The organism is Vibrio chagasii (genome assembly GCF_002954585.1).
Classification (GTDB): domain Bacteria; phylum Pseudomonadota; class Gammaproteobacteria; order Enterobacterales; family Vibrionaceae; genus Vibrio; species Vibrio chagasii_A.
Genome location: NZ_MSCI01000002.1, coordinates 1,266 through 27,321, shown reverse-complemented (window position 1 = coordinate 27,321; position 26,056 = coordinate 1,266). Strand labels below are relative to the sequence as shown.

15 protein-coding genes and 1 riboswitch are annotated in these 26,056 nt (G+C 43.6%); of the genes, 7 read left to right on the top strand and 8 right to left on the bottom strand.

Going from position 1 to position 26,056, the window contains the following annotated elements; genetic code table 11:
- Positions 1-2: 2 nt before the first annotated feature.
- Genes mshL through csrD form a run of 5 tightly spaced genes read right to left on the bottom strand, consistent with a single transcriptional unit; the run spans position 3 to position 6,118 of the window.
- On the bottom strand, positions 3-1,670 hold the full coding sequence (mshL, locus tag BTO10_RS08295; RefSeq protein WP_105024270.1) for a pilus (MSHA type) biogenesis protein MshL: 1,668 nt from the start codon (positions 1,668-1,670) through the stop codon (positions 3-5).
- A 15-nt stretch (positions 1,671-1,685) separates the two neighbouring features.
- Positions 1,686-2,018: an MSHA biogenesis protein MshK gene (locus tag BTO10_RS08290; RefSeq protein ID WP_105024269.1), complete on the bottom strand. Its 333-nt coding sequence runs from the start codon at positions 2,016-2,018 to the stop codon at positions 1,686-1,688.
- Complete coding sequence (gene pilO / locus BTO10_RS08285) at positions 2,011-2,658, bottom strand: type 4a pilus biogenesis protein PilO (protein WP_105024268.1); 648 nt, start codon at positions 2,656-2,658, stop codon at positions 2,011-2,013. Before pilO ends, BTO10_RS08290 begins: the two co-directional genes overlap by 8 nt.
- Positions 2,658-4,100: a PilN domain-containing protein gene (locus tag BTO10_RS08280; RefSeq protein ID WP_105024267.1), complete on the bottom strand. Its 1,443-nt coding sequence runs from the start codon at positions 4,098-4,100 to the stop codon at positions 2,658-2,660. The genes pilO and BTO10_RS08280 overlap by 1 nt, the downstream gene beginning before the upstream one ends.
- A 2-nt stretch (positions 4,101-4,102) precedes the next feature.
- Complete coding sequence (gene csrD / locus BTO10_RS08275; RefSeq protein WP_105024266.1) at positions 4,103-6,118, bottom strand: RNase E specificity factor CsrD; 2,016 nt, start codon at positions 6,116-6,118, stop codon at positions 4,103-4,105.
- Between the two features lie 671 nt (positions 6,119-6,789).
- On the opposite strand from csrD, the gene BTO10_RS08265 reads away from it, so the two are divergent.
- Positions 6,790-9,267 carry a hypothetical protein gene (locus BTO10_RS08265; RefSeq protein ID WP_146106819.1) on the top strand — a complete coding sequence of 826 codons (2,478 nt, stop codon included), beginning with the start codon at positions 6,790-6,792 and terminating at the stop codon, positions 9,265-9,267.
- 291 nt (positions 9,268-9,558) lie between these two features.
- On the opposite strand, the gene BTO10_RS08260 is transcribed toward BTO10_RS08265, so the two are convergent.
- Complete coding sequence (locus BTO10_RS08260; RefSeq protein WP_061033509.1) at positions 9,559-10,113, bottom strand: single-stranded DNA-binding protein; 555 nt, start codon at positions 10,111-10,113, stop codon at positions 9,559-9,561.
- Positions 10,114-10,392: 279 nt separating this feature from the next.
- Here BTO10_RS08260 and BTO10_RS08255 point away from each other — a divergent pair, with 279 nt between their 5' ends.
- The 4 genes from BTO10_RS08255 to BTO10_RS08240 all read left to right on the top strand — a co-directional run bounded on the left by BTO10_RS08255 (position 10,393) and on the right by BTO10_RS08240 (position 16,910).
- Positions 10,393-11,040, top strand: a complete 648-nt coding sequence (locus tag BTO10_RS08255; RefSeq protein WP_105024263.1) for a LuxR C-terminal-related transcriptional regulator — start codon at positions 10,393-10,395, stop codon at positions 11,038-11,040.
- Positions 11,041-11,197: 157 nt separating this feature from the next.
- Positions 11,198-12,070, top strand: a complete 873-nt coding sequence (gene galU / locus BTO10_RS08250; RefSeq protein ID WP_063523508.1) for a UTP--glucose-1-phosphate uridylyltransferase GalU — start codon at positions 11,198-11,200, stop codon at positions 12,068-12,070.
- A 148-nt stretch (positions 12,071-12,218) separates the two neighbouring features.
- On the top strand, positions 12,219-15,050 hold the full coding sequence (gene uvrA / locus BTO10_RS08245; RefSeq protein WP_004740864.1) for an excinuclease ABC subunit UvrA: 2,832 nt from the start codon (positions 12,219-12,221) through the stop codon (positions 15,048-15,050).
- 96 nt (positions 15,051-15,146) lie between these two features.
- Positions 15,147-16,910: a PglL family O-oligosaccharyltransferase gene (locus BTO10_RS08240; RefSeq protein ID WP_105024262.1), complete on the top strand. Its 1,764-nt coding sequence runs from the start codon at positions 15,147-15,149 to the stop codon at positions 16,908-16,910.
- Between the two features lie 91 nt (positions 16,911-17,001).
- Here BTO10_RS08240 and BTO10_RS08235 read toward each other — a convergent pair whose 3' ends face one another.
- Positions 17,002-18,141 (bottom strand): pyridoxal-phosphate-dependent aminotransferase family protein, encoded by a 1,140-nt coding sequence (locus tag BTO10_RS08235; RefSeq protein ID WP_105024261.1) that lies wholly within the window; start codon positions 18,139-18,141, stop codon positions 17,002-17,004.
- A gap of 176 nt (positions 18,142-18,317) precedes the next feature.
- Positions 18,318-18,495: riboswitch (Lysine riboswitch) on the top strand.
- 108 nt (positions 18,496-18,603) lie between these two features.
- Here BTO10_RS08235 and lysC point away from each other — a divergent pair.
- A complete protein-coding gene (gene lysC, locus BTO10_RS08230) occupies positions 18,604-19,971 on the top strand; it encodes a lysine-sensitive aspartokinase 3 (protein ID WP_105024260.1) in 1,368 nt (455 codons plus the stop codon).
- 111 nt (positions 19,972-20,082) lie between these two features.
- Here the strand turns inward: lysC and metH are convergent, their stop codons facing one another.
- A complete protein-coding gene (metH, locus tag BTO10_RS08225) occupies positions 20,083-23,760 on the bottom strand; it encodes a methionine synthase (protein ID WP_105024259.1) in 3,678 nt (1,225 codons plus the stop codon).
- Positions 23,761-23,928: 168 nt separating this feature from the next.
- On the opposite strand from metH, the gene BTO10_RS08220 reads away from it, so the two are divergent.
- Entirely contained in the window at positions 23,929-25,209 is a 1,281-nt protein-coding gene (locus tag BTO10_RS08220) for a cation:proton antiporter (protein WP_004740869.1), read from the top strand.
- The last annotated feature ends 847 nt before the right edge of the window (positions 25,210-26,056 follow it).

Sequence of the window (26,056 nt, the reverse complement as noted above, 5' to 3'; positions counted from 1 at the left end):
ATTTACTCTTCATCTGGGAACCATTCCTGAAGTAAATTACGAGAACGCTCCAGCTCAGTTTGCCAAGTATTCACACCCACAACCGTCGGTTTAAGCAAAATCACGAGCTCAGTCTTTTGTGTCAATTGGTTGGTGTTGCGGAATAAATGCCCTAAAGCTGGAATATCACCTAAGAATGGAACTTTAGAAGTCACATCACTGGTGCTGGATTTCATCAAACCGCCAATAACCACCACATCACCATCTTGTGCACGAATCACCGAGTCAGACTCACGAATAGAACTTTTCGCTAGCGGAAGCTGCACGATCCCTGTAGTTAAACCAAGGTTAAGCTCTTTAATTTCTTCGTTGACCTCGATAACCGCAGGGTGGACATGAAGAAACACATTGCCTTTATCATCAATCTGAGGGGTCACATCCAAGGAAATACCTGAGAAAAATGGTGTCAACTCGACTTCAGGAACCACATTAGCATTATCACCACTGCCAACCGCACTTGATAACTCAGTCACGTAGTATTCGTCAGTACCGACTTTGATCACCGCTTTTTGGTTATTTGCAGCTGTGACTCTTGGACTGGAAAGCACATTGAGGTCGCCTTGAGTATCCATAAAGCTCAATACCGCCTCGAAGCTACTCCCCGAAACAACAAGATTGGATTGACCACCAAGTGCTGCGCCGATAGGGTCCATCCCAGGTAATGTACTCGGAATAATAGCTCCTGCCGCATCCTTGACGATAGAGCCCATACCAATCGTGTAATTAGTTCCGTTCGACGAGAACATTTTCGTCCAGTTAATACCTTGCTGGTAGCCATCACTCAACGTCACTTCCATAATTTTGGCTTCAAGGATAACTTGGCGTTGCAAGCGCTGTTGGGAAACACCTAAGAACTCGCGAACCTCACGAATTTCATCAGGGAAAGCACGGACTGTAATCACACTCGCTTGAGGTGTTACGACAACACTTTGCCCATTTCCAGAACCAATTAGGTGTGCAACCGCAGCCTCAAGTTGTGGCCAAAAGTCACTATCAGATGTGGTTTGAATCTCAGTACCACCGTTCGAGGTAGAGTTTGAATTATTTGAAGAGTTAGATGAATTCGACGAATTCAAGTCCGAACCTGAAGATCTCGACGAACTGTTGTCTGAATTAGAGATCGTCCCCGTCGTTATCGTAGTCAACGAGCGACCAGCACGTTTAACCTGTAAGTAGTCGACAGGGATCGTCACAGTGCGAAGGCCTGCAGGGTAGACTTGAATCACTTTGCCGCGCTTTTCAATATCGTAGCCATACATGTCCTGAGCTACAGCCAGCACCTCATCTAGCGTCACATCCGTTAAGTTCAGCGTAAGCTTTCCAGACACGCTAGGATGAATCGCTGCACTGTATTCTGTGCCTTTCACTAAACTGGCAAAGAAGGTTCTCGCTTCGACACCTTTTGCTTGAATACGGAAACGCTTCACGGTTTCCGCCACAGGAGACATAGCATCAGTATTAAGCTGAGGCATAAGGTCATCTTGTACAGACAAAGGCAGTTCATGAAGCGCCTTGCTGTTCGCTTCATTAATAGATTCGTTTAAAGACTCTTTTATCTCAACAGGGTCACGATGCCCCATCGAACAACCGACCAAAGATGACACTAGGATTGCTACTACAAGTTTACGCATGTCTTCACTCAAACCTTAATTATTCTTAATATCTAAAGAGAACATCTCTAATTTCCACTGCTTAGAGCTTCTCTGCAGAGTGACGTATTCTGAATCTATTTTCTTAACTCGATACCCTCTTACCATCTCCCCTTGAGCAACAATTTCACCATTGAGAATGGCGTAGCAAGGCGTATCCGCTTTACACACGATACTTTCCAAAGAGGGTAAACGATAATGAGTTGGCGCTCTCTTCGCCGGCGCTGTTTTTTGCTGAGGTGCCATCCAACCCAGAGGAGCGGTTGGATCTTGCTCTGCCGAAACCAATGAACTGGTAAGCAGCAGAGACAACAATAGAGCTCTAACCACCGATAAACTCCTGTCTAGTACCTAATGTATAAACCTCAAATACAAGTCGAGCTTTCGGGTATTCTTCTACTGTGTATTCAAATGTACGCCAGTAGTAGCTCACAGGAAGAGACTCAAGAGCCTCAAGGTAAGCTGCAATGTCAAAGTAACTACCGGTCAATTCCATTCTCACCGGGTGAAGAAAATAACCTGAATATTCACTGGTCTCTTTGTTGTTCGAAATCGCTTCTGGCTTAAGTGACTCCAACGACTCCAATTTCAAGCCATTACCTGCATTAAGTACACTTTCGAGCAATTGCGACATTTGGGATGGCGAAATCAACCTATCAATCATTTCGGCAAGTTCGAGAGACAGTTCTTGACTCTCTCTCATCAGTTTTTTGTATTCGAGGTTGATCTCTTTATCAGGGTCTTTGTTCAATTTAGCTTGCAGAACAAGTAACTCACCTTGCTGCCTCTGATTCGACTGAGTCAAATTCGTCATCTTGGCGTTTTTAGCTTGCAACTCGAGGTATGCAGGCTCCACCAGTAAAGTAAATAGCAACATGGAGAGACCAACGAAACCACACACGAAAAGCAGCCACTTCTCTCTTAGGCTTAATGCAAGAAACTTATCGCTAAGCTGATTCCACTGCTGCATTACTTGCTCTCCCTACGAGTACTTAACTCAAAGGTCACCACATCTTGATCATTACGACCTATTTTCAGTTTTTCAAAAGAACGACCAACAAGATTAAGCTCATTTTTAAATTGGCCAATCCAGTTAGGGACGACATTAGCATTACGAGCTAAGCCACTCATATCTAGCGTGTCATGGGTCATATAGATGTGCGAAAGAGAGATGTCATTTCGGCCTAATTGAGCTAAGGAATTCATGACGCCAGAATACCCGACTTGCTGAGATTCGTCGTATTGCCCGACCGCCTTTAAAGCCTCTTTTTTTGCTTGAGTCTCACGTTTGAGACGCTCAACTGCCGCTACTTTATCAGGGGAAGGTTTATGTTGAGTTAACTTACTATTCAATTGGTTAAGTTGCTTGTTAAGCTGGCTCGACTCTTGTTGCAGAGCTGTTAATTCAGCATCTAAGTTGGAAGCTTGGTAGTTCATCACAAAGTAACTGCCAAGCAACAATGCACCAACTAATCCCCAACTCGCAGCGACATTCGCTAAAGTAAAATACTCTTTTTTAGGCTTTAAATGCTCAGGGTAAAGATTGACGTTAAACGTCTCTTTTTTAGCCGCAAGTTGAACCAAAAAACTCTCAGAGTTTCCACGCTCTCCTTCAACGAGCAAAGAGACCGTCGAACTCAGTGTATTATTTAACGCACTTTGTAATTCCGCTTCATCCTCTTCATCACAACAGAGCTTTAATTGATGAAGCTGCGTGCCTTTAATTTGAGAAGACAAATAATCAATAGAGCGTTGAAGCTCCAAGGCAAGGCCATCTAATTGCAGAGCACTGGACGCCACTCCAGTTAAGGGGGGCACAACACTACGAATGGTTCTTTGGAAACAAACGGTATGTTCAACAAACGCACCCAGCTTGAAGTGCGAATTAGTACTGCGTTGTAAAAGGATAAAATTCGACAGTTCACCAGCACTATAACCCCAGATTTCATCTTCTGGCACTACACCTTTGAGCTCAATTTGCGCCGAGCTCGTAATATTAACCAGCTTGTCCAATAGCTTTTTCGGCAATACATACACTTGTAGCTTATTCGAAGTTGGTAGAGCAACCGCACTCGCGGTGATCTCCGTAACTCTCTCCGCAACAAGGTCTTTGAGTAGAAATGGTAGGGCTACCGACCATTCGTTTTCTGGGATGTCCGGCTTATCAAGCTGATGGGTTTGGTAATAGTTGGTACTAACAATAAGTTGAAGAGTATTGCTGGTAAACTCCCCACTATTTAACGACTTTTTCAGCGCACTTTCCCAGTCACCATTAACGAAAGGAATACTGGTTACTTGGGATTCTTGCCCTGTCGATGAAATATAGACAGCATCGTTGCCCAGCATGACAACTTGAGTGTTGCCATCGCTTTTGCTTGGCTTTAATTTGTCTACAATCGCTTTAAAATTCATACTTAGCTACTACTCTTACGCCATCGATTTCTTCGACCAATTTTTACTAACGATTCAGTTTTCACTGACTTTGAGTCTTTATTAGGCAAAGGGATAATTTGTTGTTCTTTGTCGAAATACCTTCCCTGATAGCCGTTTATACCTATTTCTATCAAAGTGTTCTTTTCTTGTTTTGTCTCAACTCCCACCGCAATTACTTGAGTTGGGGCGTCACCACATGCCCCGACTAAACTACGGACAAACAGCTGATTCTCATGCCGTTGATCGATTCTCTTAATCAAACTTCGATGAAGCTTTATATAGTCAACCTTCAGGTCCTTGATGTAATGAGTGCTGACAATAGTTCGCCCAGCTTGACCAACAATGATTTTGCACCCCAGTCCGCGCAGCATCTTCGCCACTGGCCTCATATAATCAAGATGGGCAATGAGATCCCCCTCAGAGAACTCAAAAGCGAGTTGCGAACGATGCTGTGCAGAGAGCTGCAGCAATTCACTCCTAAACCATTTAAAATGTTGCTTACTCGCAAATGGCGTGACATTGAGGTTAATTGAATAATAAATAGGTTGAGTTGATTCTTTTAATGATTTCAACACCACCTTCAAAACCGATTGATCCATTTGAGCTTGATAACCCACTTGCTCTACCGCAGGCATGAATCGAGAGGATTTCAATAAGCCTCTCTCTGGGTCCTGAATTCTAGTAAATATTTCTCTATGCAATTCATTAACTTGACCCACCTCTGACATAAGATAACACCGCTGGGCAAAGATTACTAAATTATCAGGAAGCAACGCTGTATCAAGCAGCGTCCTCCAGCGAACGCTACCTCTATCAAGATCATTTTTGTTTTGTTTCGGGAAGCGGCTCCAGTTATTAATACGCTCCAATTGCGCACTTTTTAATGCCGTTTCTGTTTCACTCATGATTTGGCTGTGACGTTCACCTTCGGTGTACATGGTCACACCGATATGGCACCAATTATCTGACTCTAAAGGCTCTGGTGGTGTTAGCTTATCAAGTTGTCTTAAACACTGGGCTGCCAGTGTTGCAATATCTTTAGCACCTTGATGCGGAATAAATACAGCAAAATCGGCTTCGTAATAGCGAGAAAAAATTACATCTGGGCATCTCTGAACGATATTCGATAAAATTTCACCAACCTCAATAATAAAATTATCTGTAACTTGTTTATCATTATCATCACGTACCTGTTCCCACTCATCGATACGTATCAATAACACACCACCACGAGCGCCACTTTCATGCAATGCCGATTCGAGCTTGTTGTCAAACAATACTCTGTTGGCAGTGCCTGTGAGTTTATCTAAGAAGGCATGGGTACGAATAAAGGTATCAAAGCGACTACGCTCTTGCCGAGCGTCTTTTAACTCTTCAATAAGAACATCGAGAGCTTCACTCGCGGTAAAAGGCCACTCTCGCTCATCACCTTTTGCATGAGCTTCAACCTGACCAGCAAGAATCATCCTTCCACGCTCTTCCAGCATTTCAGACCCCATCAATTGCTCCTTTAACCATCGAACGCCACGAGCTAAACAGAAAATGATCAAAGCGACCGCTAAAGTGATCGACCACATCGCCTCTAATGAGTAGCTATATCCAATGTAAGGAGGCAAAGCCTTAAATTCAATTTGGTAACCGGTATTTCGCTCTAATACATAACTTTTTAGATACAAGCGGCTAGGATCAATCTGTGGGGAGGTGTCTTTGAAACGATAGACAATGCCGGTCTTATTTGTCAGCTTCATCTCAACAATGTTGCTTGCTTGCAACATCTTAGGCATCCAACGTTGCATTGAATATGCGGCGTCAGGATCTTCCATTTCCTTATCTACGACGTCGACAATACCCTCCAAATAGTGGTCTAAATACTCTTGTCCGATACGCTTAAATGATAGGGTGCCACCAATAAAAAGAATGAACATCGCACTGATCACTATCAAGGTGACAAATGCGACCAAACGGGTGCTCAATTTTAGTGTGGGGGTATATCTCATGAATAAAGAAATCCTTTTCAACTCACATTATACCGTATTACTACTTATACTATAAATTGAGGTTGTTAATAAAGCGTTAAGAATTATAGGTAGCAAAAAGCCGCTGTAATCGCAGCCTTTCCGATTGAAAACTGTCTTTACAATACATAACAAACAGAGCTAAAAGGGGAAGTCTTATAGGCTAGACAATGACAAGTATGTTTATTCATCAGTTCATCAGTTCATCAGTTCATCAGTTCATCAGTTCATCAGTTCATCAGTTTAAAACAACGATTGCGAAGTATATAGATATAGAGTAAGAAAACGTTAACTTTACCAACAAGTAAATATAACCTTAAACCAACCGATGCCTTCTTCCTTTACTCATTCCTTATTCAAGAACTTAGATGATCAAATTAAGCACATAACATTGCAGTGAGGACACGAGAGTGGAAAATAATATGATTCTGTAGCTTTAGATAATACGCGTTGGCTCCTTTCCCAAAAAATTGAACACTTGGTTTTCGTATTTTTTCAATTGAAAATTCCAGTTCCATCCCACTTAAGAGACAAAAGTACGGTCATTATGTTAACAAGCCAATATGAAACAGTTATAGTAATAAGCCTGTTGCATATGCTTTATTTATGATTATTAGAACGAACTTTTTGGCTAGATGAATTAGGGTGACCAAGTGAATATGAATCAATCAAAGGTAGCGCTATCCCTTTGCATTACTTTAGGCTTAGCCGCATGTGGTGGTGGTGGTAGTGGTAGTGGCACCAATGCTAGTGGGACCAATACTAGTGGGACCAATACTAGTAAGGGTGTGAGATTTAACCTGGAAGGTGCTGTCAGTGTTGTCACCGCAGAAAATAGTACATCGCTAAGTAAATCCAAGTCATTGGCAACAACAGATTCATCGCCGGCGGCAACCAACTTGTTTACCATGGATGCTCAAGGTCAGTTTCAAGCTGCGCTTGAATCACCTTACCAAGCCAATGTTGAATTTACAGTGCAAAGCAAGGATGGTAAATCCCTGTATGTGGTCATGGCTAATGATGACTGGGAAAACCATGAGCTGATTGGCAATACCAACTGCGCGATATTTAAAGTTGATATCTCTGACAGTGGTTGGAGCTGTTTAGTTGAAGGCCATATGGCGCTAAAACCTGACTCGTATTGGAATGAGATTAAAGATGGCCGCTTCAAACCCCTTCAGCTTGACAAAGAGGGTAATGTTTATTTCCTGAGTCGTACTTTTAAGATCGATGAGTTTAAAAACCCTACATATGACTTTAGCACCCCTGGCACTATAGTTAAGGTGAACCCAAATGACGGCACTGTGAAGCACCTGACCTCAGACAAAGCAGCTATCAACAGTTTCCTTGTAACTCAAGCCAACTCTCTAATCTATCGAGCAGAAAAACTCAAGTTCATTCCAAATTTGACTGCTGAGAAGTTAAGTACAATTGAGCTAGAAGAGTCTTTATGGCATCAAGGTTCGTATACCGTGGATGATCATAATACGGTCATCTATCACGACAGGGATCCTATTAATAACAAAATACAGTTTGCTCAGCCGAGTGACAAATATCTAGGCGGTATTGAAAAACGCTCTATTGAACACAGGTCGCCTTCCAACCAACTGAGGCAAGTTTTGATGGGGGATGATGGTTTTATCTATGGCATCTTCAACAGAGCTAAATCTAATGATGATGGTAATTGGAGTGAATATGCTCAGCTTCAGCGCATTCTACCGTACGCTTCGGAAGAGATCGTTTCATTTCGAACGCCGAGTGATAATTGGTGGTGGCAGAACCAGCAAATGCAAGTAACAAAAGGTCATGTCTACTATATCGAAGAAGAAAAGAATCATAACTTTGGTGTGCGTGATGTAATCGGCGTGACTCGTATCGCCGATGGCAAAACGGTTAAGTTGTTTGGCGGTGACTGGTCGACAGAACGCTACGACATTGAATCATGGAAGCTAGTTGAGGGTATTCTTTATTTCACCGGGCTTGATAATGTCACCTCCGAGATGGTTTCAGGCCAACTTGATACTACCAAACTGAACCTGAATGAGAGCACGAGTAAAAAGAATTACCTGACAGTAAACAGGACTGCATCAGTACATGGTGAAATTCTATCTTTCCAGGACATGGAGGTATTACGCCCAGCTCGCACTGAAAAATTAGGGGGGAATCCGAAAATCGTAGACTTTATCATTTCAGATGATGATATTTATTCCGGTACTATCGAGTTTAACAAATGGATGGATCCGAGCAGTGTTGGACGAGAGTTGATGGTAAGTGAAACGACCGGAACAGAAGATATCAAGGTTGATAAGGTCGACACCATGGTTGTCTGGCTAGGTCGAATGGCACACCTGATTTACGATACAGGTAATAACCCAGAAAAACAGAACGCTCCACTGAAATTTGGTCAGTCATATCGTGCCTTTATTGGGGCTGATGCTCGTGACAGCGACGGCTTGAGTATAAGATCAGCGCAACCTGATGATGCAGACCGTACTACCGATTGGGTGGTGCGTAATGACAGCGGAATGAAGCTTAGCAAGGCTGAATATAATTCTGCTTTCTCAAGCAATAAACTCCTGAAATTCTTTATAGGCACCTTACGGGCCAAGGCATTTGATTCTGCTACCTCGCTGAATCATAAAGTTGAGTTTACCACCAGCGTTAAGAATCGGTTCACATTAGAACTATTAGAACCGTCCGCTCACCCCTTCTGGCCTAATAATGCTGTACAAGGGTTTTCTTATGACTCGTTGAATGACGATTTTGGCTGGTACACAAGGGTTGAAGATGCAAGCCATAGAGAACTAGATGCAAATGTGAGCTATCTAGGGGGGGGGTTAATGCGAGTTGCGGTGCACCTGTATGAGAAAGATGCAAACATCGTGTTTGCAGTTACCCTGACCGATGATACCGGTAAAACTCAGAGATTCCAGAATACGATGACTAAACCGAATTCTGCAAGTTACTCATTTGAGTATAAATCAACAGTATCTGGCTTTCGCGGTGGCATAATCGATAACTTCAAAGTTACTGAAGAACCTGGAAGTATTGCTGAGAACATATTGGTAGATGAGGTATTTGATAGTGCTTTGACTATAAGTAACGGTAATACCTTTACCTTTAGTTCTTAGTAGATGAGGCATTTGATAGTGCTTTGACTATAAGTAACGGTAATACCTATACCTTTACTTCGAATCAGTAATGCCCTGAGCAATAGTAAAGCTATCAATGAAACTAAAAACGGCCCTCAAGGCCGTTTTTTATCTCAAGGTATATTTTGAATACAAACAACACTAGCCACACTGAATCAAACTTAATAAATACAAAAGTGACACAATAAAAAAACCCAGCATTTCTGCTGGGTTATTGCATCTAAATCTGTAAATTAACGTTTTTATTTACAGTTTGTGTTTATGCATGATCTAGAACGGGATGTCATCATCAAAATCCATCGGAGGCTCATTATATTGAGGTTGAGCCTGCTGAGGAGCTTGTTGAGGTGCTTTCGGCTGCTGTTGAGCTGGGGCACTGTATTGCTGCTGCTGTTGCGGCTGCTGAGGTTGACCCCAACCGCCTTGCTGTTGCTGGCCACCCATGCCGCCTTGAGCTGGTGCGCCACCTTGAGCACGACCGCCTAGCATTTGCATTACGCCGTTAAAGCCTTGAACCACAACTTCAGTTGTGTAGCGATCTTGACCGCTTTGATCTTGCCATTTACGAGTTTGCAGTTGACCTTCAATGTAAACTTGAGAACCTTTACGTAGGTACTCACCAGCAACTTCAGCTAGCTTGCCAAACAGAGCAACACGGTGCCATTCTGTTTTTTCACGCTGTTCGCCAGTTGCTTTATCACGCCATGACTCTGACGTTGCAATGGTAATGTTCGCTACTGCGCCGCCATTTGGCATGTAACGAATTTCTGGGTCATTACCTAGGTTACCCACTAATATAACTTTGTTAACTCCACGGCTAGCCATGATTTGCTCCGTCTAAATTCATAGTCTCAGAAAATTTTTAGCGCACAAGAATAGCATGCTTTTCTGCTGTGATAAATCGCATTCCTATTCTCACTTCACGACAAAGAATAAAAACGTAACAAATCATGATATTCAGAGCGATGTTGCTTTTTTCTCCACTGACAAACCACTCATTTACTTTAAGAGTTGATGTTCAACGCAAGTAACAACGATGGTGCTAGAGAAGCAAAAGTCTGCATGACAACGTGAAACCTCATTAAATTTAGACATGGAGTTTCAATGAGAAAGTCTCGATACGCTCGCACTTTACACTTTATGTGCATCGACCCAAGTGATACTTACTTACACGTAAAAGAAATAGAAAAACACCTGTCTATTATCTTGTACAAGATGACGCCAGGCGACTTAATGTTAGTAGACAGAAAGCAGAGTAATCGCATTCTTCTTGTCGACTATAAGCAAGTGCCAGAGCTATTAGCAACCAGCCCTAACTTGACCGTGATGTGGAAAAATCATGAGATCATTTTGTTTAATGTCCCACAGCAACTGCCGACCTCAGAGCTTTTGATTTTTGGTGTGTTAAAAGGGCTGTTTTATAACACAGATAAAAAAGACAAAATTGCTCATGGTTTACAAGAGATAATCAATGGCGAAAACTGGCTACCAAGAAAGGTTACCAATCAATTGCTGTTTTACTACCGTAATATGGTCAATACCAACACAACGCCTACTAATGTTGATCTCACTATTCGCGAGATCCAGGTCATTCGTTGCCTCCAATCAGGCTCATCGAACACACAAATAGCTGACGACCTATTTATCAGTGAGTTCACCGTGAAGTCCCACCTCTATCAAATATTCCGCAAACTGGCGGTAAAAAATAGAGTCCAAGCGATCGCATGGGCAAACCAGAACCTGCTTGCATAATTGATCCACCTCTTAAAGTGATGATAATTTTGAGGGAAGCTCTGGTTAGCCATACGGATTGTTGCTGAATTTTCGACAAAATTTGTGCTAGAGTTGCCCTCAGAAATATCAACCGCTCAGGTTGAATCAATAATTATTATAGATAAAGGGTCTTACGATGATCAAAAAGTGCCTTTTCCCGGCAGCTGGCTACGGTACACGCTTCTTACCAGCAACCAAATCAATGCCGAAAGAAATGATGCCAGTAGTCAACAAACCACTGATTGAGTACGGCGTTGAGGAAGCCATCGAAGCTGGTATGGACGGAATGTGTATCGTAACGGGTCGTGGCAAGCACTCGATCATGGATCACTTCGACAAGAACTACGAGCTTGAACACCAGATCAGTGGCACCAATAAAGAAGACCTTCTGGTTAATATTCGTGAAACAATTGAAGCTGCAAACTTTACCTATATTCGTCAACGTGAAATGAAAGGTTTAGGTCACGCTATCTTGACTGGTCGCGAACTTGTGGGTGACGAACCATTTGCAGTAGTACTTGCCGATGACCTATGTGTGAATGAACAACAAGGCGTGTTGGCGCAAATGGTAGCCCTTTACAAACAGTTCCGCTGTTCTATTGTTGCGGTTCAAGAGGTACCTGAAGAAGAGACCCATAAGTACGGTGTTATCTCAGGTGAAATGATCAAAGACGATTTGTTCCGTGTTGATGACATGGTGGAAAAGCCAGAGCAAGGCACCGCACCAAGCAACCTAGCGATCATTGGTCGTTACATCCTGACTCCAGATATCTTCGAACTGATCGAGCAAACGGAGCCTGGTAAAGGTGGTGAGATCCAAATCACCGATGCGCTGCTTAAACAAGCAAAAGCAGGTTGTGTATTGGCATACAAATTTAAAGGTCAGCGTTTTGACTGCGGTAGCGTAGAAGGCTACATCGAAGCAACAAACTACTGCTTTGAAAACTTATACAAGAAAGACCAGCAGCAAGTTGAGTTAGGCAAACACGCAACACAGAAAGAAGCATAACTACTGACCGGTAAGTAACATTTCATACGATGTAAAGGGCGGCTTTAGGAGTCGCCCTTTTAATTACTGTTTTTTTATCCAGTAAAACTTTGCACAAATCTCACTCTATGTAATACTTTAGCCACTAAAAATTACATGGTCTGTTGAGATGGATAAAATAGAAATTAGAGGCGCTCGTACGCATAACCTCAAAGACGTAAACCTCACCATCCCTCGTGATAAGTTGATTGTTATCACAGGTCTTTCTGGTTCAGGTAAGTCATCACTTGCGTTTGATACCCTCTACGCTGAAGGGCAACGCCGTTATGTTGAGTCTCTGTCTGCCTATGCTCGCCAATTTCTATCCCTCATGGAAAAGCCCGATGTCGACCACATCGAAGGCTTATCTCCCGCCATCTCGATAGAACAGAAATCGACGTCTCACAACCCTCGCTCGACGGTCGGCACAATTACAGAAGTGTATGATTACCTGAGACTCCTTTACGCGCGAGTCGGCGAACCTCGCTGCCCAGAACACAATACACCGCTTGCCGCACAAACCATCAGCCAAATGGTGGATAAGGTACTTGAGCTACCTGTTGGTTCAAAGATGATGCTCTTAGCACCAATCATTAAAGAGCGTAAAGGTGAGCACGTAAAAACACTGGAAAACTTGGCGGCTCAGGGCTTTATCCGCGCGCGTATTGATGGTGAGACATGCGACCTATCCGATCCACCAGCTCTAGAACTTCATAAAAAGCATACCATTGAAGTCGTGGTAGACAGATTCAAGGTTCGTCCTGATCTTCAACAACGTTTAGCTGAATCATTCGAGACCACATTAGAACTATCTGGTGGTATTGCTGTCGTTGGTTGGATGGATGAAACAGACCAAGAAGAGATCGTATTCTCTGCAAACTTCGCTTGTCCAAAGTGTGGTTATAGCATGCAAGAGCTTGAGCCTCGCCTATTCTCATTCAACAACCCAGCTGGTGCATGTGGCACTTGTGATGGCCTTGGGGTTCAGCAGTACTTTGATCCGAGTCGGGTAATCTTAGATGAGAATCTTAGTATTGCAGACGGAGCAATTAAGGGCTGGGATCAAAAGAACTACTACTATTTCCAGATGCTAACATCGCTCTCTGAACACTATGGTTTCGATCTGTTTGCACCATTTAATTCTCTACCGAAGAAGATTCAAGAGATTATTCTGAAAGGTTCAGGTCGTACTGAAGTTGAATTCAAATACATCAATGATCGTGGTGATATTCGAGTCAAACGTCACCCATTTGAAGGCATTTTGAATACGCTAGAGCGCCGTTACCGTGATACAGAATCAAACGCAGTCCGTGAAGACCTTGCTAAATACATCTCAACGAAATCATGCTCTAGCTGTGATGGTACACGCTTGAGATTAGAAGCTCGTAATGTCTTCATTGGCGATACAACACTGCCTGAAATCGTTGAGCTAAGCATTGCTGACGCACTGCAATTTTTCCAAGAGTTGAAGTTAGACGGTCAACGTGGACAAATCGCCGATAAGGTAATGAAAGAGATCAATGATCGCCTGCACTTCTTAGTTAATGTAGGTTTGAACTATCTCAACCTATCACGCAGTGCTGAAACCCTATCTGGTGGTGAAGCACAACGAATCCGTCTCGCAAGTCAGATCGGTGCCGGCTTGGTGGGGGTTATGTATGTATTGGATGAACCATCGATTGGCCTTCACCAGCGTGACAATGAGCGACTGCTGCAAACCCTGATTCATCTCAGAGACTTAGGCAACACAGTGCTTGTCGTTGAGCATGATGAAGACGCTATTCGCTGTGCAGACCATGTGATTGATATTGGTCCAGGTGCTGGCGTGCACGGCGGCCACGTCGTCGCAGAAGGTACTATGCAAGATATCATCGACAACCCAAACTCGTTGACAGGTCAGTACCTGAGTGGCGTAAAAGAGATTGAAGTACCAAAACAACGAACACCAATCGACAAGAAAAAAGTCGTCGAGATCATTGGGGCTACCGGTAATAACTTGAAAAATGTCACAGCGACTATCCCTGTTGGCCTATTCAGTTGTATCACAGGAGTATCGGGGTCAGGTAAGTCGACACTGATTAATGATACCTTCTTTAAGATTGCTCACACCCAACTCAACGGTGCAACGACAGCAGTACCGGCACCTCATAAGAAAATTAAAGGCTTAGAGCATTTCGATAAAGTCATCGATATTGACCAAAGCCCTATCGGTCGAACACCAAGATCAAACCCTGCAACCTATACAGGGATCTTCACACCAATTCGTGAGTTATTTGCGGGTACACAGGAGTCACGTTCGCGCGGTTACAAACCGGGTCGCTTCAGCTTTAACGTGCGTGGCGGACGCTGTGAAGCCTGTCAGGGCGATGGTGTTATCAAGGTAGAAATGCACTTCCTACCGGACGTTTATGTACCGTGTGATGTGTGTAAGGGCAAGCGCTACAACCGTGAAACACTAGAAGTTCGCTACAAGGGTAAAACCATCGACGAAGTACTGGAAATGACCGTAGAAGACGCACGTGAGTTCTTTAATCCGGTTCCAGTAATCGCGCGTAAACTGCAAACTCTCATGGATGTCGGCCTTTCTTACATTCGCTTGGGCCAAGCCGCGACTACCCTATCTGGTGGTGAGGCTCAACGTGTTAAATTGGCTCGTGAGTTGTCGAAGCGAGATACAGGAAAGACGTTATACATTCTGGATGAACCAACAACAGGCCTTCACTTCCACGATATCCAACAGCTACTAACCGTGTTACATCGACTGCGTGATCACGGTAATACCGTTGTGGTAATTGAACACAACTTGGATGTCGTTAAAACTGCAGACTGGATACTCGATCTCGGCCCTGAGGGTGGTCAAGGTGGTGGTGAAATTGTTGCAGAAGGCACACCAGAAGATGTGGCACTAATCGAAGGTTCACATACAGCACGCTTCCTTAAGCCTATGTTAAATTTGAACTAGGTGTAAAATAGCGTCCTGCGGGCGGACAGAAAAATGTTAAAGTAACGGAGCTTGTTTCAAAAGGAACAAGCTCCGTTTTTATAAGGTTAGGGATTTATGGCAACAATACACACTAGCGGAACCCAGCTAGAGCATCAGGTCACTCAGCTACCTCTCAACAAAGCATTCCTTGCTTCATTAGCTGTTGTGTTCTTACTCGCCATGCATTTTTTCATGCCTAACCCAGGTGGTTCGGGCCTTGCTCTATCCTTTAATCCGACGACTTGGCTGGCTCTAAGCTTCACTTTAGCGATTGGCTTTTATCAACTAGCGACCAATCGAGTACTCAAGTATTCCAAGTTAACCATAGGTTTGCTGATAAGCTGCGTGATACTGACATTGCCTATTCTATACAGCAACGCTTCGCCGCAAGGGGCTTCAGGCCGATTACTTGGGTTATGGGCTGGCTTTGCCTTATTTGTGGTTCTTCAACAATTCAAATTCAGTAATAAACATAAACAGCGCATGCTGTGGTTCATCGTACTTGCTGTCGTCATACAGGCACTGTTTGGCTATGTGCAATATTTTTTGCTGGAGCCTGGTAACCTATTTGGTTACAACACTGAAGCCAATCGTCCTTATGGGATCTTCCAGCAGCCTAATGTGATGGCGAGCTTTTTAGCGACGGGTTTTGTCCTTTCTGCTTACCTATTAGCGAGGCAGCCAGCCAAGTACAACCACAAGATTAGTGAATCATTTTTACTTTACCTGACACCAACGTTAACGGTACCACTGCTGATCATAATCGCATCACGCACAGGTTGGTTAGCAGCACTCATTGGGTTCGTGTGTATTCTGCCTTACCTCTACAAGTTCTCGACCAAGAAACGCTTCTACGGATGGTGTGCATCCGTTGCTGTCGGTATCGTAGTTGCATTTTCAGTAATCAGCCTTAGCACTACAAATAGTATAGCGAGTAAAAAAGCGGACCTAGAGAGCGCTCGCGCTTACATCTTCCCGCAAACATTACACATGTTGGTGGAGAAGCCATTTACTGGTTACGGATACGGAAAATTTGAATCAGAGTACACCCTGTATACCGCTCGTCAGCACCAACTCAATCCAAACTACCATCCGGGGCTTCCAGCAATGGATCATCCCCACAATGAGTTTCTATTCTGGGGAGTTGAGGGCGGTATTGTACCTATCATAGGAATATTGATTGCCGCAGTACTAGTATTGTCGCGTATCTCGAGCTCAGCGAAAGGAACACGCTTAGCTTTATTGGCGCTATTCATACCGATACTTTTACACTCTCAGCTAGAGTACCCGTTCTATCACTCAACGATACACTGGATAACCTTTATCATATTGATTTATTGGGTCGACCAGCGTGCTTCACGTCACTATCAGCAGTCGTTTAGCATCATCAGTAAAACACTATTTAGAGTGATCAGCTTAGTGTTACCCATTCTGGTGAGTGTTTACATGTTGAGTGCACTGCATAGCAACTACGTACTGACCAAATTTGAGCTATCTAAACCTAAAAACCCAGATATTCTCAAACAAGTCACCAACCCTGTAGTTTGGAAAGATCGCTACGATTGGGACATATACAGCACCTACCTGAACATTGGTCTTTATAAAGGCGATCCGAGCCTTATTCAGCCTTACGTAGATTGGTCACTAGAGATTATAAAGAGTAAACCAAGACCAGCGTTCTACAGTAACCTGATCCTTGCTTACCAAGGTTTAGGGGAAGAGAGCAAAGCGGAACAAATCCGTAGTGAAGCAAAGTTTTTATTTCCAAACAAAGACTTTTCACAGGTTCAATACAAGAAAGTATCTCAAGCAGAAAACAATGTTTCATCCGCAGAATAGTTAATAAATAACTTTCGTACCTTACCTTGAGAGAAAAACAAAAAAAGCGCACGATCCTCGTGCGCTTTTCTTTAGAACTAGTCTAATTCGATTATTTAAGTACGTCTTGCAGCGCTTTAAGACACAGTGCGACATTCTCTTTGCGAGCACCGTAGCCCATCAAGCCAATACGCCATGCCTTACCAGCCAAAGAACCAAGCCCTGCACCAATCTCAAGGTTATACTCTTCTAAAAGCTGCGATCTGACTTTCGCTTCATCGATCCCTTCAGGGAAGTAAAGAGCATTAAGTTGTGGTAAACGGCTCTCTTCATTAACAACAAATTTCAGTCCTAATGCTTCCACGCCCTCTTTCAACTCTTGATGCATAGCGTGATGGCGAGACCAAGCATTATCTAAGCCTTCATTTTTCAATAGCACGAGAGACTCATGCAGCGCGTAAAGACTATTGACTGGTGCAGTATGGTGATAACTACGCTTACCTTCTCCGCTCCAGTAACCTAATACTAGGCTCTGATCCAAGAACCAGCTTTGTACTGGTGACTGACGCGCTTTCATTTTATCAACGGCACGCTGAGAGAAAGTAACTGGTGATAAACCAGGAACACAAGACAAGCATTTTTGACTACCAGAATAAACCGCATCGAGCTGCCATTCATCCACTAGCAGTGGAACACCGCCTAACGATGTTACCGCATCAACAATCGTCAGTGCATCAAACTGGCGAGCCACCGCAGAGATAGCTTGAGCATCCGATAGCGCACCAGTAGAGGTCTCAGCATGCACAAACGCAACCGCGACAGCATCTGGGTTTTCTGATAATGCTTGCTGTACCTTTTCGACAGATACCGGCTTACCCCATTCGTCATCAACAAGAATTGCTTCGCCACCGCAGCGCACGACATTTTCTCGCATACGTTCGCCAAACACGCCATTGCGACAGACGATGACCTTTTCACCGGGCTCAATCAAGTTAACAAAACAAGTTTCCATACCAGCACTGCCCGGTGCTGATACAGCAATCGTAAACTCATTCTCTGTCTGAAAGGCATACTTAAGAAGCTGTTTAACCTCATCCATCATTGCAATAAAAAGTGGATCGAGGTGACCAATGGTTGGTCGACTCAATGCTTGAAGCACTTGAGGTGAGATATCAGAAGGTCCAGGCCCCATTAACGTTCGATGTGGTGGATAAAAGCTATCGATAGTAGAATTATTTGTGAAGTTAGACATGTAAATCCCTTACGTTAATGGTGTTGATATTCCACCCTAAAGCAAATCGAACATGTCAGCAATTAACCTTAGGTCTTGAGGTCAAACCACTGTCACATAATTGTTAAAATTATTTTTAAATTATCTCAAGTTACCAATTGACATTGTGAGCGCAAACACGTTCAATGAAATGGCTATCTAGCAGAAGAGGAGCACTGCCCAGGCAGGTGTTTTGTGGAACCGCATTTCCGATACAAAGCATTTATGGGGAGCAGTGCCGAGATAATAAAAGGATGCAGGACCTTTATTATCGGTTGAGCGGGCTGAATCCCGGCAACTGTCACCATTTCTATATGGTGAAGAGCTTCTGAGGTTACTATTCACATAATTCCTCTCTTTTTGCTCTAAAACTCTCTTCGAAAAACATTGGACGTTGGATTACCCAACCGTAATTTTATTTTAGGAAGTCGTGGGAGATATATCGTGAGTGCATCTAATGTAGCTGGTTCTTTTAATGTCGCTAAGTTTGGTGGGACAAGTGTTGCCAACTTTGAAGCAATGAGCCGTTGTGCTGCCATTATTGAAAACAACTCAAATACCAAGTTAGTCGTAAGTTCTGCATGTTCAGGTGTAACTAATTTACTTGTCGAACTGGCAAACGGTGTGCAAGACAAAACTCGCCGTCAGGAAGTGATGACCCAGTTGACGGACATTCATAATGCAATTCTTGACCAACTTGCTAACCCAACCAGCGTCGAAAAAGAAGTTCACTCCATTCTTGACGACATTGCGAGTGCTGCCGAGGCTGCATCATTTCAAACAAGCACTAAGTTAACCGACCACTTAGTTGCGTGTGGTGAGTTGATGTCGACACACCTTCTTGCTCAAATCCTTCGAGAACGAGGTGCACCTGCGGTTCGCTTCGATATCAGAGAAGTGATGCGCACCAATGATGCCTTCGGAAAAGCAGAACCTCAGCTTGAAGAAATTTCAGTGCTAGCGAAAGAGAAACTGATTCCATTGTGCCAACAACAAGTTGTAGTCACACAAGGCTTTATTGGTGCAGACAATGACGGCAACACAACAACCTTAGGTCGTGGTGGTAGTGATTACTCGGCAGCGCTTATTGCAGAGTCAGTACAAGCGATTGGCTTAGAAATTTGGACGGATGTTCCAGGCATTTACACCACTGACCCTCGTATTGCACTTAAAGCTTCTCCAATCCCAGAAATCAGCTTCAGTGAAGCCTCTGAGATGGCAAACTTTGGAGCGAAGATCCTGCACCCATCAACGCTAGTTCCGGCATTGCGTCACCAAATTCCGGTGTTTGTCGGCTCTTCAAAAGCACCAGAACTAGGTGGAACTTGGATTCGCCAGCAGGTGGAAAGCTCTCCGCTGTTCAGAGCCCTGGCCCTTCGCTGCAACCAAACCATGGTTACGCTGCGTAGCGCTAATATGTTCCATGCTTACGGTTTCCTTGCGAAAGTATTCGAGATCCTTGCTAAACATAAGATCTCCGTTGATCTTATCACTACCTCGGAGATCAGTGTTTCACTTACCCTAGATCAAACTGATACATCTGGTGGTGCTCCTGAATTACCAGAAGCAGCACGTCTTGAGCTAGAAGAACTGTGTTCAGTCGATGTAGAACATGACCTATGTTTGGTGGCATTGATTGGTAATAACATGAGTGAAAGTAAAGGCTACGCTAAGCAAGTATTCAGCACCCTTGAAGATTTCAACCTGCGCATGATTTGTTACGGAGCAAGCCCTCATAACTTATGCTTCCTGCTCAATGAGTCAGTCTCTAAACAGGCAATTCAAAAGCTACATCAAGAGCTCTTCGAATAAGGTAATAATGAATTAAGAAGAGTTCAACGCTCAAAGTACAGAGACAAAAAGGGTTGCAATTAAGCAACCCTTTTCCTTTCTAGTTTGACAACTAACTCGCTGATTTAATGTCTAATTAATATTTGGACCTAACCACTTCTCAGCTTCCAACATATCCCAACCTTTACGGTCAGCATAGCTGTCTACTTGATCTTGTTGAATCTGGGCAATTGCAAAGTATCGAGAATCTGGGTGAGAGAAGTACATCCCTGATACTGAAGCACCTGGCCACATCGCGTAGCTGGACGTCAGTGACATATCGATGGTTTTCTCAACATCCATCAACTCCCACAACGTGCCCTTCTCTGTATGCTCAGGACAAGCAGGATAACCAGGAGCAGGACGAATACCTTGGTATTTCTCTCGAATAAGATCATCGTTAGATAAGTCTTCATCTGGAGCGTAGCCCCAAATGTCCTTTCGCACCTCTTGGTGTAGGTATTCAGCAAACGCTTCCGCTAGTCGGTCAGCCACAGCCTGAATCATGATGGCATTATAGTCATCACCATTGGCCTTATATTCATCCGCTAGCTCACGCTCACCAATACCACCTGTCACAGCAAAACCACCAATCCAGTCTGCTTTGCCGCTTTCTTTTGGAGCGATGTAATCTGACAAACAGTAGTTAAAACCTTTAGGCTTCTCAGTCTGCTGGCGAAGATTATGCAGAACTTTTAGAACTTCAGTACGAGACTCGTCGGTATACACCTCAATGTCATCACCAACACTGTTGGCTGGGAACATCGCGCACATACCACGGGCTTCAAGTAACTTCTCTTTCTCTACACGATCCAGTAACTCGTTCGCATCTTTGAATAAACGTTTTGCCTCTTCGCCCACCTCTTCGTGGTCAAGAATAGCTGGGTACTTACCGACTAATGACCATGTCATGAAGAATGGTGTCCAGTCGATATAGTTACGCAGTGTTGCCACATCAAAATCATTGAATACATGCACACCCGGTTTAGCTGGTGCTGGCGGAGTATATGCGTCCCAATCAATCGCCACTTTATTTGCGCGAGCTTGCTCTAGTGTCACTGGCTTAGTACGAGGCTTCTTACGATTATGCTGATCACGAACGCGCTCATAGTCTAAGTCCAACTTCTCAACGAAAGCAGGTTTTAACTCTTCAGAAAGTAGTGAGGTACATACACCAACTGCACGAGAAGCGTTATTAACGTAGACCACAGGTTCTGAGTAGTTCTGTTCAATTTTAACAGCAGTATGCGCCTTTGATGTCGTTGCACCACCAATCAATAAAGGTAGCTTAAAGCCTTGTCGTTCCATCTCTTTGGCAACATGCACCATTTCATCAAGAGATGGAGTAATCAGACCCGACAGGCCAATAATATCGACGTTTTCTTCTTTCGCGACTTTGAGAATCTGTTCACACGAAACCATCACCCCTAAGTCAATGATGTCATAGTTATTACACTGAAGAACGACGCCAACAATGTTCTTACCAATATCATGAACATCGCCCTTTACCGTCGCGAGAAGAATCTTACCGTTACTCGCACCGACTTGTTTGGATGCATTAATGAACGGCTCCAAGTGGGCTACAGCTTGCTTCATTACACGGGCTGATTTAACAACTTGAGGAAGGAACATCTTACCTGCACCAAACAAGTCGCCAACCACGTTCATACCGTCCATTAACGGACCTTCAATTACCTCAATTGGACGAGCTGAATTGACACGAGCTTCTTCTGTATCTTCAACGATGAAGTCAGTAATACCTTTTACCAATGAGTGCTCTAAACGCTTCTCTACAGGCCAAGTACGCCACTCGAGTGCTGATTTATCTTCAACTTTACCAACAGCTCGCTCTAGATACTCGGTAGCCATATCCAGCAAGCGTTCCGTAGAGTCTTCACGACGGTTTAGTACCACATCTTCAACAGCATCACGCAAGTCTTCTGGTACATTATCGTAAATTTCCAACTGACCAGCGTTTACGATGCCCATATCCATACCATTTTTAAAACAGTGATATAGGAAGACAGCGTGGATTGCCTCACGAACGTAGTTGTTACCTCGGAATGAGAATGACACGTTCGATACACCACCCGAGATCATCGCATGAGGTAGATCGCGTTTGATATCGCCTACCGCATCGATGAAATCAACTGCATAGTTGTTGTGCTCTTCAATACCAGTCGCAACCGCGAAGATGTTCGGGTCAAAAATAATATCTTCAGGTGGGAAGCCAACCTCATCAACAAGAATGTTGTAAGCATTGGTACAGATTTCGACTTTACGTTCGCGTGTATCAGCCTGACCAACTTCATCAAACGCCATCACGATGACAGCTGCACCATAGCGACGAACCAACTTAGCTTGCTCGACGAACTTCTCTTTGCCTTCTTTTAGAGAGATGGAGTTAACGATACCTTTACCCTGAATACATTTCAGACCAGCTTCGATAACCTCCCACTTTGATGAATCGACCATCACTGGGACTTTTGAAATCTCTGGCTCAGAGGCACATAGATTAAGGAATTTAACCATGCACGCTTCAGCGTCTAGCATCCCTTCATCCATGTTGATATCGATGATCTGGGCGCCGTTTTCAACTTGCTCACGAGCAACGCTCAGTGCTTCATCGTAAAGCTCTTCTTTAATCAAGCGCTTGAAACGTGCAGAGCCGGTCACGTTAGTACGCTCACCCACATTTACAAACAAAGACTCTTTAGCAATAGTAAGAGGTTCTAAGCCGGATAAGCGACATGAAACGGGTAGGTCTGGCAATTGACGAGGAGCTACGCCTTCAACCGCTTCCGCCATTTGGCGAATATGCTCTGGCGTAGTACCACAACAACCACCAATCAAGTTCAAGAAGCCACTTTCAGCCCACTCTTTAACATGTTCAGCCATGTCTTCAGGTGAAAGGTCATACTCGCCAAACGCGTTAGGTAAGCCAGCGTTAGGGTGAGCGGAAACATAGCTCTCCGAGATACGGGACATCTCACCAACATACTCACGTAACTCATCAGGCCCTAATGCACAGTTCAATCCAAACGAGATAGGTTTAACATGACGAAGTGCGTTATAGAAAGCTTCCGTTGTCTGGCCTGAAAGCGTACGACCTGATGCGTCAGTAATGGTACCTGAGATCATAACAGGTAAAGTGACACCAACTTCTTCGAAGACAGATTCAACCGCAAAGGCACAAGCTTTGGCATTGAGTGTATCGAAGATGGTTTCGATAAGAATAAGGTCTGAGCCACCTTTGATCAGTGCACGAGTCGATTCAGAGTAAGCCTTGACTAATTCATCAAAGCTCACATTACGATAGCCTGGATCATTAACATCTGGAGAGATTGAACAAGTTCGGTTTGTTGGGCCTAATACTCCGGCAACAAAACGAGGCTTCTCAGGAGTCTTTGCAGTCCATTCGTCAGCGGCTTCACGTGCTAACTTGGCTGCTGCAAAGTTAATTTCTTCACTAAGGCTTTCCATGTCGTAGTCGGCCATAGCAATGGTTGTAGCGTTGAAAGTATTGGTTTCAAGGATATCAGCCCCAGCTTCCAAATATTGCGAATGAATATCTTTGATAAGCTTAGGTTGTGTAAGCACCAAAAGGTCATTGTTACCCTTTAAGTCACTATGCCAATCCGCAAAGCGTTCACCACGATAGTCTTGCTCTTCCAATTTATAATCCTGAATCATGGTACCCATACCACCATCAATCAGTAAAATTCGTTGCTTTAACAGAGCGTCAATCTTTTGCCTTACATTACTTCCCACGGTACAACCTCATTCCTTTAATTATACTTCCATCCTATCACACATTAAAAAGGAGTCTAGACGTCTAAATGAGGAAATTGATTACCGAGTCCTGACAAAAAGTGTTTGCTATTTGAGCATGAGACAACGAAAATTCATATTCATACTTTGTTACATGTTGGTACCCCAATGTCGGTCTATTACACCCTATGCTTCTTGTCTGCTGCAGCCATGCTTATTGCTTTTGTTAATAGCAAAATTGGTAAAATGCAAACAACCATCGCCATCACAGCAGGCTCAATGATGCTGTCTCTTTTAATTATCATTGCGGGCCAAAACAACTGGTTTCAGTTGGCCGACATTGCTTCTGAAACGGTTGCCAGTATCAACTTTGAAGACTTCCTACTTAAAGGGATATTAGGCTTCTTACTATTCGCAGGCGGTTTAGGGATAAAACTACCAAACCTAAAAGACCAAAAGTGGGAAATCACAGTGCTCGCACTCGGCGCTACTCTTTTCTCGACCTTCTTTATTGGTTTTGTTCTTTATGGTTTCTGTCAGTTCATCGGCATCCAATTCGATCTCATTTACTGCTTACTATTCGGTTCTCTTATCTCCCCTACCGACCCAATCGCTGTTTTAGCCATAGTAAAGAAACTCGATGCACCGAAACGAATCTCAACTCAGATTGAAGGTGAATCGCTATTTAACGATGGTTTTGGCTTGGTAATCTTCGTCACTCTATTCACCATTGCGTTTGGCACAGAAGCACCGACAGTTGGCAGCGTGACCATGCTATTTGTCCAAGAGGCTATTGGCGGTATCGTTTATGGTTTTGCATTAGGTCTTATATTCCACTACCTAATCAGTAATACTGATGACCACTCAATGGAATTGCTACTCACCATTGGTGTCCCTACTGCAGGTTATGCTTTTGCTGAAGTTCTCCACGTATCAGGTCCATTAGCTATGGTAGTATCAGGTATCATGATTGGTAACTGGACTCGCTTCATCGGCTTCTCAAAAGAGAGTGAAGACCACTTAGACCACTTCTGGGAACTGATAGATGAATTCTTAAATGGCGTATTATTCTTATTGATTGGTATGTCGATGCTGCTGTTCAAATTCCACCAAGAAGACTGGATCTTAATGGCATTCGCCGTTCCTCTCGTATTGAGTGCACGCTATCTAAGTGTTTTCTTGTCCTACATTGGGTTTAAACGCTTTAGAACTTACAACCCATGGTCGATTAAGATTCTAACTTGGGGTGGCTTACGTGGCGGCTTAGCGCTAGCAATGGCTCTTTCAATCCCTTCAGGTATCTGGGTGATTGAAGATAAGGCGATAGATGTTAAAGAGATAATCCTTGTCATGACCTATGCCGTTGTAGTGTTCTCGATCCTGGTTCAAGGCTCAACAATTACTCCGATGATAGAAAAAGCCAAGCAAGCAGAAAAAGAGTTAGATTAGGAACCATATACTAAACAGAGGCCGCTTATATAAGCGGCCTTTTTTGTACCCGTCATCAACCAACGTTCCTACCCTTGGGTTGTCCCATAAACCCTAATAAGTCCCAGCAGTGCGAGAGAGCCCAATACAACGGCTAGGCTCCCTTGATCATCTAATCGAACTGTATTTCAGATACAAAAATTCAATATCGTATCTTTGCCGGAAAAGTTAGATCAGATACGGAAAATACCGAGACTATGGGGATTAACTTAAAAAGTAGTGGAGTCACTACCTAGAAAAACCATGTACCCGAAATGGTTCGAAGAAAACGAAAAGCATCTTATGACTAGAGGGGACCCAAGTCATGCTTAAAGACCTGGCGATCATATTTACAGAAAAGCTATAAGCACGTGAGCTAACCTATAGATAAGTAACTCTTCTAAATAACTACAACCTGCTGGCTTATTTAGATTCGACTCTAAAGCAAACAGAGAGCTCATAGCTATCTCAATACTTACTTTATTTATCGTTGGAGAAACCAACCGAATTAAAAGGCCAAACGCACCGAAATTTCAACTAAAGCCATAAGATTGTAGATTGTAGATTGGAGGGGGAGTTAACCTGAGGTAGCCTCTATTATCTAGGAATAACCTTGCAGCAGAACGAGCGTAAAGCCCCTACACTTCTGAAGTAGCTTCTTATATAACACTTGGGATATTCACTCTACATTTTAGTAAATTGTCAGAATCAGTGTCGCTACCGATAGCACTAATTCGTACCCAGAAAGCAAAAAGGCTCTAGCATTTCTGCTAGAGCCTTTTAATGTGGCAGGGGTGGAGAGATTCGAACTCCCAACACGCGGATTTGG

Bases quoted from the DNA above. Each gene is read 5' to 3' on its own strand.
- galU (WP_063523508.1), top strand. From the start codon at position 11,198: ATGATCAAAAAGTGCCTTTTCCCGGCAGCTGGCTACGGTACACGCTTC.
- uvrA (WP_004740864.1), top strand. From the start codon at position 12,219: ATGGATAAAATAGAAATTAGAGGCGCTCGTACGCATAACCTCAAAGAC.
- BTO10_RS08220 (WP_004740869.1), top strand. From the start codon at position 23,929: ATGTCGGTCTATTACACCCTATGCTTCTTGTCTGCTGCAGCCATGCTT.
- BTO10_RS08280 (WP_105024267.1), bottom strand. From the start codon at position 4,100: ATGAATTTTAAAGCGATTGTAGACAAATTAAAGCCAAGCAAAAGCGAT.
- BTO10_RS08235 (WP_105024261.1), bottom strand. From the start codon at position 18,141: ATGTCTAACTTCACAAATAATTCTACTATCGATAGCTTTTATCCACCA.
- mshL (WP_105024270.1), bottom strand. From the start codon at position 1,670: ATGCGTAAACTTGTAGTAGCAATCCTAGTGTCATCTTTGGTCGGTTGT.
- csrD (WP_105024266.1), bottom strand. From the start codon at position 6,118: ATGAGATATACCCCCACACTAAAATTGAGCACCCGTTTGGTCGCATTT.
- BTO10_RS08260 (WP_061033509.1), bottom strand. From the start codon at position 10,113: ATGGCTAGCCGTGGAGTTAACAAAGTTATATTAGTGGGTAACCTAGGT.
- BTO10_RS08255 (WP_105024263.1), top strand. From the start codon at position 10,393: ATGAGAAAGTCTCGATACGCTCGCACTTTACACTTTATGTGCATCGAC.
- pilO (WP_105024268.1), bottom strand. From the start codon at position 2,658: ATGCAGCAGTGGAATCAGCTTAGCGATAAGTTTCTTGCATTAAGCCTA.
- BTO10_RS08240 (WP_105024262.1), top strand. From the start codon at position 15,147: ATGGCAACAATACACACTAGCGGAACCCAGCTAGAGCATCAGGTCACT.